This is a genomic window from Streptomyces sp. NPDC102270 (assembly GCF_044766405.1).
Taxonomy (GTDB): Bacteria; Actinomycetota; Actinomycetes; order Streptomycetales; family Streptomycetaceae; genus Streptomyces.
In genome coordinates, this window is sequence record NZ_JBIWLX010000004.1 from 482,643 (window position 1) to 499,424 (window position 16,782).

Annotated in this window: 15 protein-coding genes; 3 read left to right on the forward strand and 12 right to left on the reverse strand. The window is 69.8% G+C overall.

Annotated features, from left to right (window positions below; translation table 11 throughout):
- Positions 1 to 8: 8 nt before the first annotated feature.
- From ccsB to hemL, 7 genes are all read right to left on the reverse strand, one after another.
- Positions 9 to 1,106, reverse strand: a complete 1,098-nt coding sequence (ccsB, locus tag ACIRP7_RS10085; protein WP_403655870.1) for a c-type cytochrome biogenesis protein CcsB — start codon at positions 1,104 to 1,106, stop codon at positions 9 to 11.
- Positions 1,103 to 2,980 carry a cytochrome c biogenesis protein ResB gene (locus tag ACIRP7_RS10090; RefSeq protein ID WP_403655872.1) on the reverse strand — a complete coding sequence of 626 codons (1,878 nt, stop codon included), beginning with the start codon at positions 2,978 to 2,980 and terminating at the stop codon, positions 1,103 to 1,105. Before ACIRP7_RS10090 ends, ccsB begins: the two co-directional genes overlap by 4 nt.
- A gap of 3 nt (positions 2,981 to 2,983) precedes the next feature.
- Complete coding sequence (locus ACIRP7_RS10095) at positions 2,984 to 3,757, reverse strand: cytochrome c biogenesis CcdA family protein (RefSeq protein WP_403655874.1); 774 nt, start codon at positions 3,755 to 3,757, stop codon at positions 2,984 to 2,986.
- A gap of 1 nt (position 3,758) precedes the next feature.
- Positions 3,759 to 4,367: a TlpA family protein disulfide reductase gene (locus tag ACIRP7_RS10100; RefSeq protein WP_403655876.1), complete on the reverse strand. Its 609-nt coding sequence runs from the start codon at positions 4,365 to 4,367 to the stop codon at positions 3,759 to 3,761.
- A 66-nt stretch (positions 4,368 to 4,433) separates the two neighbouring features.
- A complete protein-coding gene (locus ACIRP7_RS10105; RefSeq protein ID WP_403655878.1) occupies positions 4,434 to 5,720 on the reverse strand; it encodes a hypothetical protein in 1,287 nt (428 codons plus the stop codon).
- Between the two features lie 186 nt (positions 5,721 to 5,906).
- Positions 5,907 to 6,596, reverse strand: a complete 690-nt coding sequence (locus ACIRP7_RS10110; RefSeq protein WP_403655880.1) for a histidine phosphatase family protein — start codon at positions 6,594 to 6,596, stop codon at positions 5,907 to 5,909.
- Positions 6,593 to 7,912 carry a glutamate-1-semialdehyde 2,1-aminomutase gene (gene hemL, locus ACIRP7_RS10115; protein WP_403655882.1) on the reverse strand — a complete coding sequence of 440 codons (1,320 nt, stop codon included), beginning with the start codon at positions 7,910 to 7,912 and terminating at the stop codon, positions 6,593 to 6,595. Before hemL ends, ACIRP7_RS10110 begins: the two co-directional genes overlap by 4 nt.
- A 270-nt stretch (positions 7,913 to 8,182) precedes the next feature.
- Here hemL and ACIRP7_RS10120 point away from each other — a divergent pair, with 270 nt between their 5' ends.
- Positions 8,183 to 8,830, forward strand: coding sequence for a hypothetical protein (locus ACIRP7_RS10120; RefSeq protein WP_403655884.1), 648 nt, complete (start codon positions 8,183 to 8,185; stop codon positions 8,828 to 8,830).
- Between the two features lie 538 nt (positions 8,831 to 9,368).
- On the opposite strand, the gene ACIRP7_RS10125 is transcribed toward ACIRP7_RS10120, so the two are convergent.
- Entirely contained in the window at positions 9,369 to 10,769 is a 1,401-nt protein-coding gene (locus ACIRP7_RS10125) for an MFS transporter (RefSeq protein WP_403655886.1), read from the reverse strand.
- Between the two features lie 104 nt (positions 10,770 to 10,873).
- On the opposite strand from ACIRP7_RS10125, the gene ACIRP7_RS10130 reads away from it, so the two are divergent.
- Positions 10,874 to 11,443 (forward strand): TetR/AcrR family transcriptional regulator, encoded by a 570-nt coding sequence (locus tag ACIRP7_RS10130; protein WP_403655888.1) that lies wholly within the window; start codon positions 10,874 to 10,876, stop codon positions 11,441 to 11,443.
- Positions 11,444 to 11,516: 73 nt separating this feature from the next.
- Positions 11,517 to 12,122, forward strand: a complete 606-nt coding sequence (locus tag ACIRP7_RS10135; protein WP_403655890.1) for a dihydrofolate reductase family protein — start codon at positions 11,517 to 11,519, stop codon at positions 12,120 to 12,122.
- Between the two features lie 16 nt (positions 12,123 to 12,138).
- Here ACIRP7_RS10135 and ACIRP7_RS10140 read toward each other — a convergent pair whose 3' ends face one another.
- From ACIRP7_RS10140 to ACIRP7_RS10155, 4 genes are read right to left on the reverse strand one after another with little or no spacing between them, the layout of a single operon-like run.
- Complete coding sequence (locus ACIRP7_RS10140) at positions 12,139 to 13,497, reverse strand: GH1 family beta-glucosidase (RefSeq protein WP_403655892.1); 1,359 nt, start codon at positions 13,495 to 13,497, stop codon at positions 12,139 to 12,141.
- Positions 13,498 to 13,517: 20 nt separating this feature from the next.
- On the reverse strand, positions 13,518 to 14,357 hold the full coding sequence (locus ACIRP7_RS10145) for a carbohydrate ABC transporter permease (RefSeq protein ID WP_365118232.1): 840 nt from the start codon (positions 14,355 to 14,357) through the stop codon (positions 13,518 to 13,520).
- Between the two features lie 13 nt (positions 14,358 to 14,370).
- Entirely contained in the window at positions 14,371 to 15,363 is a 993-nt protein-coding gene (locus ACIRP7_RS10150) for a carbohydrate ABC transporter permease (protein ID WP_403655894.1), read from the reverse strand.
- 5 nt (positions 15,364 to 15,368) lie between these two features.
- On the reverse strand, positions 15,369 to 16,685 hold the full coding sequence (locus ACIRP7_RS10155) for an ABC transporter substrate-binding protein (protein WP_403655896.1): 1,317 nt from the start codon (positions 16,683 to 16,685) through the stop codon (positions 15,369 to 15,371).
- Positions 16,686 to 16,782 lie beyond the last annotated feature (97 nt).

Sequence of the window (16,782 nt, forward strand, 5' to 3'; positions counted from 1 at the left end):
CCGAGGGGTCAGACGCCGGCGTACGAGTGCTTTCCGGAGACGAAGATGTTGACGCCGTAGTAGTTGAACAGCCAGCAGCCGAAGGCGATCATCGCCAGGTAGGCGGCCTTGCGGCCCTTCCAGCCGGCCGTGGCGCGGGCGTGCAGGTAGCAGGCGTAGGCGACCCAGGTGATGAACGCCCACGTCTCCTTCGGGTCCCAGCCCCAGTAGCGGCCCCAGGCCGACTCCGCCCAGATCGCGCCCGCGATGATCGTGAACGTCCACAGCGGGAAGACGGCCGCGTTGACCCGGTAGGAGAACTTGTCCAGGGTCGCGGAGGCGGGCAGCCGCTCCAGGAACGAGGTGGCGAACCGGCCCGGCGTGCCACCGCTCGCCAGCTTGCTCTCGTAGGAGTCCTTGAACAGGTACAGGATCGTGCCGACGGCGCCCACGTAGAAGACCGCGCCGCACAGGATCGCGGTCGAGACGTGGATGTACAGCCAGTACGAGTGAAGGGCGGGAACCAACTGGTCGCTGGCGGTGTACAAGACGGTGACGGCGATGCCGAGATCGAGGAGGACCGTCGTGATCAGGAACAGGCCGAGCCAGCGGACGTTCTTCCGCAGCGCGAGCAGCGTGAGGTACACGCCGACGGCGACCGTGGAGAAGGTGATGTTGAACTCGTACATGTTGCCCCACGGGGCCCGCTCCACCGAGGCCGCGCGGGCGACGACCCCGGCGAGCTCGACGAGGAAGGCGACCACGGTCAGCGACACGGCGATACGGCCGTAGAGATCACCCTGCTCGTCCCCACCGTGCGCCCCGGGCCCGTCGGGCACGTCCCGCGCCCCGGCCGCGGCCCGCACCACGACCTGCGGCCGCTCCAGTACGGCGGTGCTGCCGCCCTTGCTCACGGTGACGGCCGGCGCCTTGGCCTTGCCGGCGGTGCCGGTGAGCGCGGCGGCGGTCCGGCCGACCTTGCTGCGGCTGCCGAGGAGCCATTCGGCGATGTAGGCGAAGAAGGCCAGGGTGTAGACGGCCATCGCGGAGTAGATCAGCGTGTTGCTGATGTTGGCGAGGTGCTCGTTGGTGGCGGTGGCCAACTCGGTTGCGGCGGCGAGAGTCATTTCGTCTCAGCCCCTTCGGAGGGTGTGACCTGGGGGTCGGGGGTGGGGTGCTCGGTGCTCGGCTCAGGGGCGGGGTCGGCGACCGGGGACTTGGCGGGGTGCTGAGCGTCGGTGGCAGCACCTGCGGCCGGTTCGGTCCGCTCCTTGCCGGTGCCGGGGGCCGACCCGATCGGCGCGGGCGGCTCGTCGGAGGCGGCGTCGCGGTCGGGTGCCCCGGGCGTCTGGTCGAAAAGAACTCCCGCCAGCTCGCCCAGCTCCTCCGGCAGCTTCGCCGACTCGCTGCGGCCGAGGCCGGCCATCTCGACGACCGTCACGCCGTCGTCGCCGCGCACCGCCCGCACCCAGACCCGGCGGCGCTGGATGAACAGGGACGCGGCGAGGCCGAAGATCGCGGTGAGGGCGCCGGCGAGGGCCCAGCCGCTGGCGGGCTGCTGGACGACCTGGAAGTTCGCCCACTGCTTGGTGCCGTCATAGGTGACCGAGCCGGCCCCGTTCGGGAGCTGCATGGTCTGGCCGGGCTTCAGGTTCTCCCTGAGCTCCTGTCCCTTGGCGTCCTTGAAGTCCTTCATATGGGACTTGTCGAGCTGGTAGACGCTCTGCGGGATGCCCGAGTCGACGCCGAGGTCGCCGTGGTACGGCGTCAGGTTGAGCACCGGGTTGTTCAGCGCGGGGAAGGTGGAGGCCGTCTCGCTGCCCTTGGTGTAGGTCGGCAGGAAGAAGGCCGAGATGCCCAGCTGCTCGCTGACGCCCTTGGCGTTCTTGTAGCCGTCGAGGACCTTGACCACACCGGTGGAGGTGACGTTGGAGTCCAGCGGCAGCATCGGCACGGCGTCGCGGTAGACGACGCTGCCCTTGCCGTCCCGGACCGTGACCACGGGCGCGTAACCGTGGGCGGTGAGGTAGACCTTGGCGTCGCCGATCTCCAGCGGCTCGTTGACCTTGACGAGGGTGTTGCGGTCCTTGCCGTAGGCGCCCTCGCTGTAGGTGACGGCGGCCTGGAAGAGGCGCGGGGTGCCCTTGGTGGGGCCGCTGGTCTCGTAGGTGCCGGTGAACTTGTCCAGCCTGAAGCTGAAGGGGACCAGGTCGCCGGTGTCGAAGAGGTTCCCGGACTTGAAGTCGTCGTACTGGGTGAGGGTGTTGGAGAACCCGTCGCCGTCGCCCTCGACGACCAGCTTGTTGCCCTCGGACTTGAAGAGCTGGCCCCAGGCGAAGGCGGTCAGCATCACGATCAGCGCTATGTGGAAGGCGAGGTTGCCGACCTCGCGCAGATAGCCCTTCTCCGCGGCGACGTTGTCACCGGCGAGGTGGGCGCGGAAGCGCTTCTTCCGCAGCAGGGCGAGCGCGGCCTCGCGGACCTGCTCGGGCTCGGCCTCGGTGCGCCAGGTGGTGTAGGCGGGCAGCCGGGTCAGCCGCTTCGGGGCGCCCGGCGGCCGGCCGCGCAGCTGCCCGACGAACTGCCAGGTGCGGGGGATGATGCAGCCGATGAGGGAGACGAACAGCAGGATGTAGACCGCGGAGAACCACACCGAGCTGTAGACGTGGAAGAGGCCGAGCTTTTCGTAGACGTCCCCGAGGGTGGGGTTGTTCTTGACGAAGTCGGCGACCTTCGTGGCGTCGGTCCCGGACTGGGGGATCAGCGAGCCGGGGATCGAGCCGAGCGCCACCAGCAGGAGCAGCAGCAGCGCGACCCGCATGGAGGTCAGCTGACGCCAGAACCAGCGGGCCCAGCCGACGACACCCAGGGCGGGCATGTTCAGGCTCTCGGCGGGCGCGGTGGACAGCTGGGCGCCCGCGGCGCCGAGGTCCTGGTCGCCGGCGGAAGCCTCGGGGGCGTGGGGGGTGACGGGTTCGGTGGCGGGTGTGGTCTTGCTCATGGATCAGATCCCCACAGTGAAGCCGGCGGACCAGGACTGGAGGTCCTGCACGAGACGGTCCCACACGCCGGTCAGCAGCAGCAGTCCGGTCACGATCATCATGATGCCGCCGATGCGCATGACCCAGACGTAGTGGCGCTTGACCCAGCCGAAGGCGCCGAGCGCCTTGCGGAAGGCGACCGCGGCGAGCACGAAGGGCACGCCGAGGCCCAGGCAGTAGGCGACGGTCAGTATGGCACCGCGGCCGGCGCTGCCCTGCTGGGCGGAGAGGGTCAGCACGGAGGCCAGGGTCGGGCCGATGCAGGGGGTCCAGCCGATGCCGAACAGCGCGCCCAGCAGCGGGGCACCGACCAGGCCCGTGGTGGGCCGGTTGTGGAAGCGGAACTCCCGCTGGGTCATCCAGGGCATCAGGCCCATGAAGAAGACGCCCATGAGGATCATGAGCACGCCCAGCACCTTGGACAGCACGCTCTGGTTCTCCTGGAGCGTCTGGCCGAAGTAGCCGAACAGCGCCCCGCTGGAGACGAACACCGCGGTGAAGCCGAGCACGAACAGGGAGGCGCCCGCGACCATCCGGCCCCGGCGCGCCTCGGCCAGATCGGTACCGGTGACGCCGGTGACGTACGACAGATAGCCGGGGACCAGGGGCAGGACGCACGGGGAGAAGAAGGAGACGAGGCCGCCGAGGACCGCGAGGGGCAGGGCGAGCAGCAGGGCGCCGTTGAGGACAGTGCCGTTGTAGCCCGTCTCGGCGGCGAGCGTGACGACTGCACTCACGTCACTTCTCCGCGAGGACGGGGTCGATCATCTTGCGCAGCTTGCTCTCGCTGAGCGCGGCCAGCGAGCGGGCGGCGATCTTCCCGTCCCGGTCGATGACGAGCGTGGAGGGCACGGCCTGCGGGTTGAGGGTGCCCTTCGCGAAGCGGAGCATCAGCTTGCCCGTGGGGTCGTACAGGCTGGGGAAGGTGATGCCCATGTCCTTCTCGAAGGCGCGGGCGTTCTGGACGCTGGTGTCGCGGGTGTTGACGCCGACGAACTGGACGTCCTTGCCCTTGAGCTCGTTGTGGACCGCTTCCAGGTTGGGTGCCTCGGCCCGGCAGGGGGCGCACCAGGAGCCCCACATGTTCAGGACGACGACCTTGCCCTTGTAGTCGGCGACGTCGAGCCGTCCCCCGTCGACGGTCTTGCCGGACAGGTCGGGGGCGGTGCCCCGGTCTCCCTGCTTGGCGGTCGAGATGCCGTCCGCGCCCATGATGAAGTTGGTGTTGCCGCCTCCGCCCGAGGTGCCGCCCGAGCCGCAGGCGGACAGGGTCAGCGCCGCGACTGCGGCACCCGCGCTGAGGAGGGTGGTACGGACTCGGGAGCGGCTACGGCTGGCGGCACTCATGTGAAAAGTTTCGCATGCCCGTTCCGGGGATCTTGCGCACCCCCCTTGCGGGCGGAAACCTGTATTTCAGGCAGCGTTCGAGGAGGCTGTCGAGGACGGCGACGAGGTCGCTGTCGGGGCCCCCTTGAGGAACGTCCTCCAGCCGCCCGCCGGCTCCTGTCCGACGTCGAGCGTGCGGAGCTTGGCGAGCACCTCCGGCTTCTGTACGTCCATCCAGTCGACGAACTGCCGGAAGGAGACCATGCGGACGTCGGCGCCCTTCTCCTTCTCCTGCGCGATGTACGTGAAGGCCCGCTCGACGGCATCCATGTAGAGGCCGCCGTTCCAGTGCTCGAAGTGGTTGCCGACGAAGAAGGGGGCGCGGTTGGTCTCGTAGGCCCGCTTGAAACCGGCGATGTAGGCCCCGGCGGACTGCTCGCGCCAGGCCGGGTAGTTGTACGCGGGCGCGTTGGTCGAGTTGATCGACTGGTTGGCGAGCATGTTGTAGTCCATGGACAGGACCTCGAAGCTGCGGCCGGGGAAAGGTATCGCCTGGAGCGGCAGGTCCCAGAGGCCGTTCTTCTTCTCGGGCCAGACCTGGCGGCCGCCGGGCGAGGAGGCGTCGTAGCGCCAGCCGAGCTCGCGGGCGGTGGGCAGCAGGTTGTCCTGGCCGAGGAGGCAGGGGGTGCGGCCGCCGACGAGTTCCTTGTCGTAGTCGAAGGGCAGCGACGGCAGGTCGGTCCAGCCGGTGTTGGTGCGCCACTGCTTGACGAAGGACTTCGCCTGCTCGATCTCGCTCTTCCACTGCTGGGGCGTCCAGTTGCCGACGGTGCCGTGGCCGGAGCAGAAGTGGCCGTTGAAGTGGGTGCCGATCTCGTGCCCCTCGAGCCAGGCCCGGCGGACGTTGGTGAGGGTCGCCTTGACGTGCGCGTCGGTGAGGTAGCCGATGTCGGAGGCGCCGCGGGGGTTGTTCGGGGGGTCGTAGAGCCGCTTCTTCGACTCGGGCAGCAGATACAGCCCGGAGAGGAAGAAGGTCATGTGCGCGTCGTGCTTCCTGGCGAGGTCGAGGAAGCGCGGGAACAGGCCGTTGCCGACCTCGCCGGCGCCGTCCCAGGAGAAGACGACGAACTGCGGCGGGGTCTGACCGGGCTCCAGCGGCACCGGCTTGCCGGGCTGGTGGGGCTGCTTGCCGGTGAAGGAGGTGGAGCCGTCGCCGATGGGGCGGGCCGTGGGGGCCGGCTTCTTGCTGGGCGTGGACCCGCCGGCGTGGCTCACCCCGTCCGACCCGGTGAGGGTTCCGCACCCCGAGAGCCCCACGGCGGCCGCGGCGCCCGCACCGAGGCCTATTGCTCCCCTTCGACTGAGAGTGGGCATGTTTCCCCGATTCGTCACGTTCTCCGGTGGTCACCCAGTCAGAGGAGACGAGGAGGGGAAAGGTTCCGGCACTCTTTCCGGATTCGGTAACAGGAACGCGCCCCAAAGGGGCGCGGGGAACGGCGCGCCCAGCCACGACGGACCCGCAGCTCCCCACGGCCTTCATGCCCGGTTTCCCGCGGAGCGCTACGCCCCGAACCCCTTGCTCCCGCCCTTCACCGGCTTCGCACCCGCCCGGAGATGGACCGGCACAAGATCGATCGCGGGCTCGCTGTAGCCGACGGAGACGATCCTGTCGCCCTGGTAGGTGAAGGACGTGAGGGAGGCGAGCGTGCACTGCCGCTTGCGCGGGTCGTGCCACAGCCGCCGCTTCTCGACGTAGGACCGCACGATCCAGATCGGCAACTGGTGGCTGACCAGCACCGCCTCATGGCCGCGCGCCCGGTCCCTGGCCGCGTCCAGCGCGCCCTTCATCCGGACGACCTGCTCGACGTACGGCTCTCCCCAGGACGGCTTGAAGGGGTTGACGAGGTGCTTCCAGTTCTCGGGGTTCTTCAGCGCGCCGTCGCCGACGCCGAAGGTCTTGCCCTGGAAGACGTTCTCGGCCTCGATGAGCCGCTCGTCGGTCGCGAGGTCGAGGCCGTGCGCCTTGGCGATCGGCGTGGCGGTCTCCTGCGCCCGCTCCAGCGGGGAGGCGCAGACGTAGGTGACGTCCCGGGAGGCGAGGTGCTCGGCGACCCGGTCGGCCATCTGCCGCCCGAGCTCGGAGAGGTGGTAGCCCTCGAGACGGCCGTAGAGAACACCGTCGGGGTTGGCGACCTCGCCGTGGCGCATGAGGTGGACGACGGTGATGTCGCTGTTGGTCGGGGTGCTCATGCTGCCGTGGCCTCCGCCGCCGCTCGGGCCGCCGCCGGAAGGGCGTCGGCGATCCGCTGAACCGCCTGCTCGTCGTGGGCCGTGGAGACGAACCACGACTCGAAGGAGGACGGCGGCAGGTAGACGCCGTTCTCCAGAAGGGAGTGGAAGAACGCCGTGTACCGGAAGGACTCCTGCGCCTTGGCGTCCTCGTAGCTGCGCACCGGCCGGTCGGTGAAGAACACCGAGAACATGTTGGAGGCGCTCTGCACGGTGTGCGCGACGCCCTCCTTGGCGAGCGCCTCGGAGACCAGCGACTGGATCTGCCCGGAGACGGCGTCGATCCTGACGTAGGCCGCGTCGTCGAGCAGCCGCAGCTGGGCGAGGCCGGCGGCGGTGGCGACGGGGTTCCCGGAGAGGGTGCCGGCCTGGTAGACGGGTCCGGCGGGGGCGAGGTGGGCCATGACATCGGCGCGGCCTCCGAAGGCGGCGGCGGGGAAGCCCCCGCCCATGACCTTCCCGAAGGTCAGCAGATCGGGGCGGACCCCGTCGATGCCGTACCAACCGCTGCGGCTGGTCCGGAACCCGGTCATGACCTCGTCGGAGATGTAGAGGGCGCCGTTCTGCGCGCAGGCGTCCTTCAGTCCCTGGTTGAACCCGGGGAGCGGCGGCACGACGCCCATGTTGCCGGGCGAGGCCTCGGTGATCACGCAGGCGATCTCGCCGGGGTGCCGGTGGAAGGCCTCGTGGACGGCCTCGAGGTCGTTGTACGGCAGCACGATCGTGTCGCCGGCCTGGGCACCGGTGACGCCCGGGGTGTCGGGAAGCGCGAAGGTGGCCACACCGCTGCCCGCCGCGGCCAGCAGAGAGTCGACGTGACCGTGGTAACACCCGGCGAACTTGATGACCTTGGTGCGCCGGGTGAAGCCGCGGGCGAGCCGGATCGCGGACATGGTGGCCTCGGTCCCGCTGGAGACGAGCCGTACCTGCTCCAGCGGCTCGACACGGGCGACCATCTCCTCGGCGAGCGCGACCTCGCCCTCACCGGGGGTGCCGAAGGAGGTGCCCTTCGACACCGCCTCCTGGACGGCGGCGATGACCTCGGGGTGCGAGTGCCCGAGGATCATGGGTCCCCAGGAGCAGACGAGGTCGACGTACTCGCGTCCGTCGGCGTCGGTCAGGTAGGGGCCGGTGCCGGACACCATGAAGCGGGGGGTGCCGCCCACGGCACGGAAGGCGCGGACCGGGGAGTTCACGCCGCCGGGCGTGACGGCGGACGCGCGGTCGAACAGGGCCTGCGAGACAGGCACATCGTACGAATAGGGCAATTCAGTCATGTCTTGCGACTACTCCGACCTTTTCCGGTGTGTTCGGCTTTCTCGGACTCCGTTGCCGGTGACTACCTCAGGGTAGGCCAGCCCTCGGAACGCCCCGGCGCCCCACGATCTGCGAAACTGGATGCAGATACACACAGAGGGGCTGCGAAGATCCTGCGGACAGGTGTTTCAACGCACGTTTCGGCGGGCGGCCGTGGGGGAGGTCACTGACACGATGATCGGGTTGCGCGGCGGGGGTCGCGCGTCCTAGAAAAGCAGTCGGGTGGAGATATGCATCGCGGTGGCGGACTGGGCGAGGGGACCGATGACCTGGGTCCTCGACGTGCCCGGCGGGGAAGGCACCGGCGCGAGGCGGAGGAAGCGGCCGAGACACGTCAGGGACGCAGCACCTCGGGCGCCCCGGATGAGTCGGAACGCGACGAGCGACGTATCGAACGTCGGATCGATCCGTTGAGGGCGGGAAGCAGGAATGGTGGTCGGGTGGGGGTGACGTACAAGTACTTCGGCGCGCCCGACGGCGCGACCGCGGCCCGCGTCCCGATCTCGATGCGCCCCGAGGAACTCGGCGGCGACGAGCTCGGCATGAACGGCATGTTCACCAAGATCAAGCCGGAGACCATGGCGGCGATGGTCCTCACCGGCATCGAGGGCGTCCCCCTGAACAAGGTCCCCCCGCTCGAACTGGTCGTCCTGCACCCCGACTACGCGGTGGTCAAGCTCCCCATGACGGTCGTGGACCCGCTGCGCGGCATAGGCGAGGAAGCGGTCGGCGCGGCGGCGTTCATCTGGTCGACGGTCCCGGACCGGGGCGGCCCGCGGGACGCGTTCAACGTGTACCAACTCCTGCACGAGTGGCAGGACTTCAGCCACCGGTTGCATGAGGCGGGGCATCAGCCGTATTGCCTTGTGTGGCCGTGACCTTGGGTTTCGCGGGATTCGGGCGGGGTCTTCGGGCCTCGCCCTTTTTGGTGCCGGCAGCAGGTGCGTGTACGTCCGCAGCGTGAAGCCCGGGTCCGAGTGGCCCAGGTACTCGGAGCGCACCTTGATGCCCTCCCTGGGCCACAGCTGTCAGGTCGTAGCCGGCCATGCCAGGTACCAGTCTCGGAAGTCTGGTCCCGATCCTCCGTCGGCGACATCCTTGAGGAAGCTGCGGTAGGAAGCGGGGAGCCGGACACCGTGCTGCTGCTCGAACAGCCAGATCCGAAACGCTGACGCCCAGGGTCTCCTTGGGCCATGGCGGCGACACGGGCACGGACCGCGGGCGGTCGCCCTTGTCACTGGTCACAGCGGCACGGTACCGGCGGTCTCCGCGTCGCCGCAGGTCCACCCCGCGCCAGGCGGCGGACCACGGGACACCCGGAGGAGGTTCACCGAGTGCGCCGCGCGCCGAGGTCCGGGCGCTGCTGCGACGCAGGCGCGGGCGCGGGCGGCGGACCACGGGACACCCGGAGGAGGTTCACCGAGTGCGCCGCGCGCCGAGGTCCGGGCGCTGCTGCGACGCAGGCGCGGGCGCGGGCGTCGGCCGGGACCCTGCCAGCCACAGGCCGGTGCCCACCGCGGCGGCCAGGGTGACGGCTCCGGCCACGGCGAAGGCGCTGTCGAGACCGGCCTCGAAGGAGGCGCCACCGGACTGCCGGGCGCGCACCACGGCCCCGAGCACCGCCACGCCGAGCACCGCGCCGATCTGCCGCGTGGTGCTGCTGATGCCCGACGCGAGACCGCCCTCCTGCGGGTCGACCGCCTGGATGGCGGCGCCGGTCAGCGGGGACATGGTCAGGGCGAAGCCGACGCCGACCGTGGCGAGCCGCCACGACACGTTCGCGTAACCGGTGTCCGCGTGCACCCCGCCCAGCGCGAGGAGCCCCAGCCCGGCCAGCACCAGACCGCCGGTGACCACGGACCGGTAGCCGTACCTGCCGGCGAGGCGTCCCGCGAAGGGGCTGACGACGACCATGGCGAGGGTGGTGGGCAGGGTCTGCAGTCCGGCCCGCAGAATCGAGCTGCCCTGGACGTACACGAAGAACTGCGAGAAGAAGAACGACGAGCCCATGAGCGCGAACCCGACCACGGTCATGGCGGAGTTGGAGACGGTGAACAGCCGCCGGCGGAACAGGCCCGGCGGCAGCATCGGTGCGGGGTGCCGCCGCTCCACGGCGACGAACGCGGCGAGGAGGGCGGCCGCCGCGGCGAAGCCACCCAGGATCACTGGTGAGGTCCAGCCGCGCGAGCCGCCTTCGATCAGGGCATAGGCCAGGGTGCCCACCCCGAGGACGGACAGGATCGTGCCCGGGATGTCGAGGGCGCGGGCGTCCGGATTGCGGGACTCCGTGAGGACACGCCGGCCGGCCACCAGCAGGATCACGCCGATGGGCACGTTGACCAGGAAGATCGCGGGCCAGCCGAACGCCTGCGACAGGACGCCTCCGGCGACGGGCCCGGCGGCCAGGCCGATGCCGCTGAGCCCCGCCCACAGCCCGATCGCCCTGACCCGTTCCTGCGGGGCGGGATGCGCGGCCACCAGGAGTGCGAGCGAGGCGGGGCTCAGGGCCGCGGCCCCGACCCCCTGCAGCACCCGCCCGGCCACCAGCCAGCCGACCGAGGGGGCGATGCTGCACAGCACGGACGCGGCGGTGAACACCGCGACACCGCTCAGGTACACGCGCTTGCGGCCGAAGCGGTCGGCGAAGACTCCGCCGGACAGCAGCAGCATGGCGACCAGCAGGACGTAGGCGTCGACGATCCATTGCAGTCCGGTCAGTCCTGTGTCCAGACGGTGCTGCATGTCCGGCAGTGCCGCGCCGACGATCGTGTTGTCGAGCAGCACCATGAACTGCCCCAGGCAGGTCACCACGAGCATGACGTCCCCTCCCCCGCACCTAAAGCAGCCATCAGCTGCATTAAGCGCACGGTAGAGCGACTCGGCACGCAAACGCAAGTGCGGGCTGCTTTAAGGTGGGAGGCATGGACGAGCAACAGCGCACCCGGCGGCCCGGCGGACGCAGCGCCCGCGTCCGCGCGGCGGTGCATCAGGCCGTCACCGACCTGGTGGGCGAACGCGGGTACGGCGGATTCACCGTCAGCGAGGTCGCGGCCCGCGCGGGAGTCGCCGACACCACCGTCTACCGGCGTTGGGGCAGCCTCGAAGCGCTGCTCACCGACGTGACGCTGACCCGCCTCAATGCGCGCTCACCGATGCCCGACACCGGAGACCTGGTCGGTGACCTGCGCACCTACGCGGCCGCCGTGGCCCGCGAGATCACCGGACCCGACGGTCTGGCCGTGCTCCGCCTGGCCGTCGCCCTGTCCGCCTCCGGACCCGAGGGCCTGCGCCTGCGCGACGACTTCCTCGCCGAACGAGCCCGGCAGTTGCAGTCCATGCTCGACCGGGCGCGCGAGCGCGGGGAGCGGGCCCCCGACGCGTTGGCCGTCGTCGACCACGTCATGGCCCCGATGTACATCCGCGTCCTGTTCGGCGCGGGCCCGCTCACCCCGGAGTACGTGGAGGGCCTGGTCGACCGTCTGCTCCGATGACGGCCGGGCGGCCAAGTCCGCCGATGAGTTTCCGGCGGTCGCGCCGTCTACCCCTCGACGAAGGGAGCGCACCATGCGCAAGATCACCGTTTGCACGTTCCTGACGCTGGACGGCGTCATGCAGGCCCCGGGCGGTCCGGACGAGGACGCCGAGAGCGGCTTCGAGCACGGCGGCTGGCAGAAGCCGGTGTCCGACGACGAGGTCGGCACGGCCATCGCCGGCTGGTACGAGCAGTCCGACGCGATGCTGCTCGGCCGCAAGACGTACGAGATCTTCGCGTCGTACTGGCCGACCGCCGATCCCGGCAACCCGTTCACCGACCGGATGAACGGCATGCACAAGTACGTGGCGTCTCGGACCCTGACGTCCGTCGAGTGGCAGAACTCCACGCTGCTGGAGGGCGATGTCGTCGATGCCGTACGCAAGCTGAAGGCCTCCGACGGAGGCACCATCAACGTCGTCGGCAGCGGCGACCTCGCCCAGACCCTCATGCGGCACGGCCTCGTCGACGAGTACCGGCTGACCATCCACCCGGTGATCATCGGCACCGGCAAGCGGCTGTTCGCCGACGGAGCGATCCCCACCGCGCTGGAGCCGGTCAGCGTCTCGTCGACGAAGGGCGGCACCGTCGTCGGCGTCTACCGGGTCAATGGTGAGCCCGGCTACGACAGTTACTGAGGGGCCGGAGCCCGGTTCAAGCAGCCCTGCGGTCCCTCTCGCGGTGCGCCCGGATGACGTCCGCGTACCGGTACCCCGTGCCCTTGATCGTGCGCCGCTGGGTCTCGTAGTCGACGTGGACCAGGCCGAAGCGCTTGTCGTAGCCGTAGGCCCACTCGAAGTTGTCCAGCAGGGACCAGGCGAAGTAGCCGGCCAGCGGGGCGCCCTTGCGGGCGGCGGACGCGCAGGCGGCGAGGTGGTCGCTCAGGTACTGCTGGCGTTCCGGGTCGTCGACCGTGCCGTCGGGGCGTACGACGTCGGGGTAGGCGGAGCCGTTCTCGGTGACGTAGAGCTTGCGGGCGCCGTACTCGTTCGTGAGGCGGAGCAGGAGGGTCTCGATGCCGTGCGCGTCGATCTCCCAGTCCATGCCGGTGCGGGGCACGCCGGGGCGGGCGACCTGACGGGCCCGTGGCGCCGGTCCGGTGGGGTCGTCGGCGACGGTGACCGGCATGTAGTAGTTGAGGCCGAGCCAGTCCAGGGGGGTGGCGATCACCGGCAAGTCGCCTTCCCGTTCCGGGAGTTCGACGCCGTAGACCTCGCGCATGTCCGCCGGGAAGCCGCGGCCGTGGACCGGGTCGAGCCACCAGCGGTTGGTGTGGCCGTCCATGCGGCGGGCGGCGGCGAGGTCCTCCGGGCGGTCGGTGGCCGCGTGGACCGTGGAGAGGTTGGTGACGAGGCCGACCTGGGCGGACGGGGACGCGGCGCGGATCGCCTGTGTGGCGAGGCCGTGGCCGAGGAGCAGGTGGTAGGAGGCGCGGACGGCGGCCGTGAGGTCGGTCAGGCCGGGGGCCATCTTCCCCTCCAGGTGGCCGATCCAGGCCGAGCACAGGGGTTCGTTGAGGGTGGTCCAGTGGTTGACCCGGTCCCCCAGCCGCCCGGCCACGACCGAGGCGTATGCCGCGAAGTGCTCGGCGGTCTCGCGTGCGGGCCAGCCGCCGCGGTCCTGGAGCACCTGGGGCAGGTCCCAGTGGTAGAGGGTGACGGACGGGGTGATGCCGGCTTCCAGCAGGGCGTCGATCAACTGGTCGTAGAAGTCGAGGCCCTTGGGGTTGACCGGGCCGTCGCCGCCCGGGATCACGCGCGGCCAGGCGACGGACAGGCGGTAGGCGTTGGTGCCGAGCCGGCGCATGAGGTCGATGTCCTCGCGCCAGCGGTGGTAGTGGTCGCAGGCGACGTCGCCGGTGTCGCCGCCCGCGACCTTGCCGGGGGTGTGCGAGAAGGTGTCCCAGATCGACGGCGAGCGGCCGTCCTCCGACACGGCTCCCTCGATCTGGTAGGCCGCCGTGGCCGTGCCCCACAGGAAGTCGTGCGGGAATGCGGCGAGGTCGATGGTCACGAAAGTCCTTTCACGGTCGGTCACTTGACGGCGCCCGCCGTCAGCCCGGCGACGAGATAGCGCTGGAGCAGCAGGAACCCGGCGACCACGGGGACGCTGACGACCAGCGAGGCGGCCATGATCTGGTTCCAGTACACGTTGTTGAGCGTGGAGTAGCCCTGGAGGCCGACGGCGAGGGTGCGGGTGGTGTCGTTGGTCATCACCGACGCGAAGAGCACCTCGCCCCAGGCGGTCATGAAGGCGTAGACGGCGACCGCGACGATCCCGGGGATCGCGGCCGGCACGACGACCCGGAACAGCGCGCCGAACGGCCCGCAGCCGTCCACCAGCGCGGCCTCGTCCAGATCGCGCGGCACCGAGTCGAAGTACCCGATCAGCATCCAGATCGAGAACGGCAGGGAGAAGGTCAGATACGTCAGGATCAGCCCGCCCCGCGAGCCGAACAGGGCGATCCCGGTGGCGTTGCCGATGTTGACGTAGATCAGGAAGAGCGGGAGGAGGAAGAGGATCCCGGGAAACATCTGCGTGGACAGCACGGTGACCGTGAAGACGCGCTTGCCGCGGAACTCGTAGCGGCTGACCGCGTACGCGGCGAACACCGCGATCACCACCGAGCAGACGGTCGCCGCGCCCGCCACGATCAGCGAGTTCACGAAGTACCGCGCGAGCGGGATCGTCGACCAGATGTCGATGTACGGCCGGACGGTCAGCCGGCTCGGCAGCCAGTGGAACTCGCCCGTGACGTCCGCGAGCGGCTTCAGCGAGCTGGAGACCATGACGTAGACCGGCAGCAGGACGAAGCCGGTGAGCAGGGTGAGGAAGATCCGCCGGGACCAGAAGAACGAACGCGGCGGCGCCATGGGCGAGCGGGGGCTAGACATCGGCCGGCTTCCTTCCCCGGGAGGTCAGCAGGAGGTAGACGCCCGTCACCACGAGCAGGAACAGCAGCAGGAGTACGGACATCGCGGAGCCGGTGCCGAAGTTCCAGGTGACGAAGGACGCCTGGTAGATGTGGACCGAGATGAGGTCCGCGGCCTCCGGGGCCGACTTGCCGAACAGGACGTACGGCGTGTTGAAGTCGTTGAAGGTCCACAGGAACAGCACCAGGAGCAGTACCTGGTTGACCGGGCGCAGGGACGGCAGGGTGATCCGGCGGATCTGCTGCCACAGCCCGGCTCCGTCCAGGGCCGCCGCCTCGTACAGCTCGCCGGGGATGTTCTGGAGTCCGGCCATGACGATGAGGAAGGCGAACGGCCAGCCCTTCCACACCGAGACGGTCAGCAGCGCCCAGAAGCTGTTGTCGCCGATGAGCCAGAAGGACGGCTTGTCGGTGAGGTGGAGCTGGCCGTGCAGGACGTGGTTCACCAGGCCGTTGTCGTGCTGGAACATGAACACCCAGGTGATGACGGCCGCGTAGACCGGCAGGGCGTACGGCACCAGGAACAGGGCGCGCAGCAGGCCCCGGCCGCGGAAGGTGTCCTGGAGGTAGACCGCCGCCGCGGTGCCGAGCAGCCAGCACAGGCCGACCGACAGCAGGGTGAAGGCCACGGTGACGAGGAACGAGTGCAGCAGCGCCTGGCCGACCGGGGCGTCGAAGTCCACCGACACCTGGTAGTTGTCGAGGCCGGACCAGGGCGCGGCGCCCCAGTCGCGGATGTAGAACTGCGTGAGCTCCTTGAAGCTCATCACGATGCCGATGACCATCGGCACCAGGTGGACCAGGAGTTCCAGGAGCAGGGCCGGCAGCAGGAGCAGGTACGGCAGGCCGATGCGGCGGAGCCTTCCGGGGCGGCGGCGGGGACCGGGCTTCGCCGCCCCGGAAGAGTTCGTGGGCACGGCGGCCTCCGCGGGCGCGGTGGTGGTCATCGTGCTCACTTCGCCGGCATCTGCTGCTGGGCCTTCTCCAGCGCCGCCTTCACCGACTCGGTGGTGACCGCGCGCCCGGCGGCCGCGTCGGCGAACAGGTCCTTGACCGCGGTCCCGACGGTCGTCTCGAACTGCGACTCGTCGGCGACCTGGGGCAGGGCGGCCGCGCTGGTGGCGAGGGTGCTCTTGAGGACCGCGTTGGCGCCCGAGCTGAAGACGGAGTCCTCCTGGACGCTCTTCACCGGCGGGACGGAGCTGTAGGCGGTGTTGAGGATCTTCTGCTCGGCGTCGCCGGTCATGAACTTCACGAACTTCTTGGCGCCGTCGATGTTGTCGGTGTTCTTGAAGACGGCCAGGTTGATGCCCATGACGGCCGAGTTGACCTGGGTGCCGGCGCCCGGGGTGCCGGACTGCACGGGCACGGGGGCGATGCCGTACTTGTCCGCGCTCATACCCTGGGACTCGAGGTTGGAGGACGCGGACTGCCACAGCAGCATGGCCTGCTTGCCCTTGGCGAAGTCGCTCACCGACTGGTTCTGGGCGTACTCGGCGTCGCCGGTCGGGATGGCCTTGTCCTTGGCCATGAGGTCGACGTACTGCTTGACCGCGGCCACTACGTTGTCGTTGGTGAAGTCGGGCTTGCCGTCGGCGGTGAAGAAGTCGCCGCCGTGCTGCTTGGCGAAGACGAAGACGTGGTGGATGTTCTCCGAGAGGTTCGCGCCCTCCGCGCCGAGCGCGGACTTGCCCTTGGCCTGGATCTTCTTGCCGTCGGCGATCAGTTCGGCCCAGGTGGCCGGGGGCTCGGTGATGCCGGCGTCGGCGAAGATCTCCTTGTTGTAGTAGAGGGCGTACGCCATCGAGTAGAGCGGGACCGCGGCCGGGTCCTGGCCCTGGGCGCCGGTGGAGCCGAGCGCGGAGTCGACGAAGCGGTCCCTGCCGCCGATCGCGGCGAAGTTCTTGGCGTTCCAGGGCAGCAGTGCGCCGGTGGCCTGGAGGGAGGCGCTCCAGGTGTTGCCGATGTTGAGGACGTCGGGGCCCTGGCCCGAGGTGGTCGCGGTGAGGATCCGGTTGAGCAGGTCGGCCCAGGGCACGACCTCGACCTTGACCTTGATGCCGGTCTGCTTCTCGAACTTGTCGAGTTCGGGCTGGAGGACCTTCTTGTCGACCTCGACGCTGGCACCCTGGTTGGAGGCCCAGTAGGTCAGGGTCTTCGGTGAGTCGTTGGACCCGCCGCTCGTCGACGAGCCGCCGCCACAGGCGGTCACGAGAGTCATGAGGGAAACGGTGACCGCACCGGCGGCCGCGGCTCGGGTTCTGCGCATGGCTCTGGAGTCCCTTCCAGGGAGAGACCCCGGGTGCGTTCGCTTCCCGAACACCACCCCGGAGTTAATTTATGGCGTGATTTAAGACGCGAAGGAA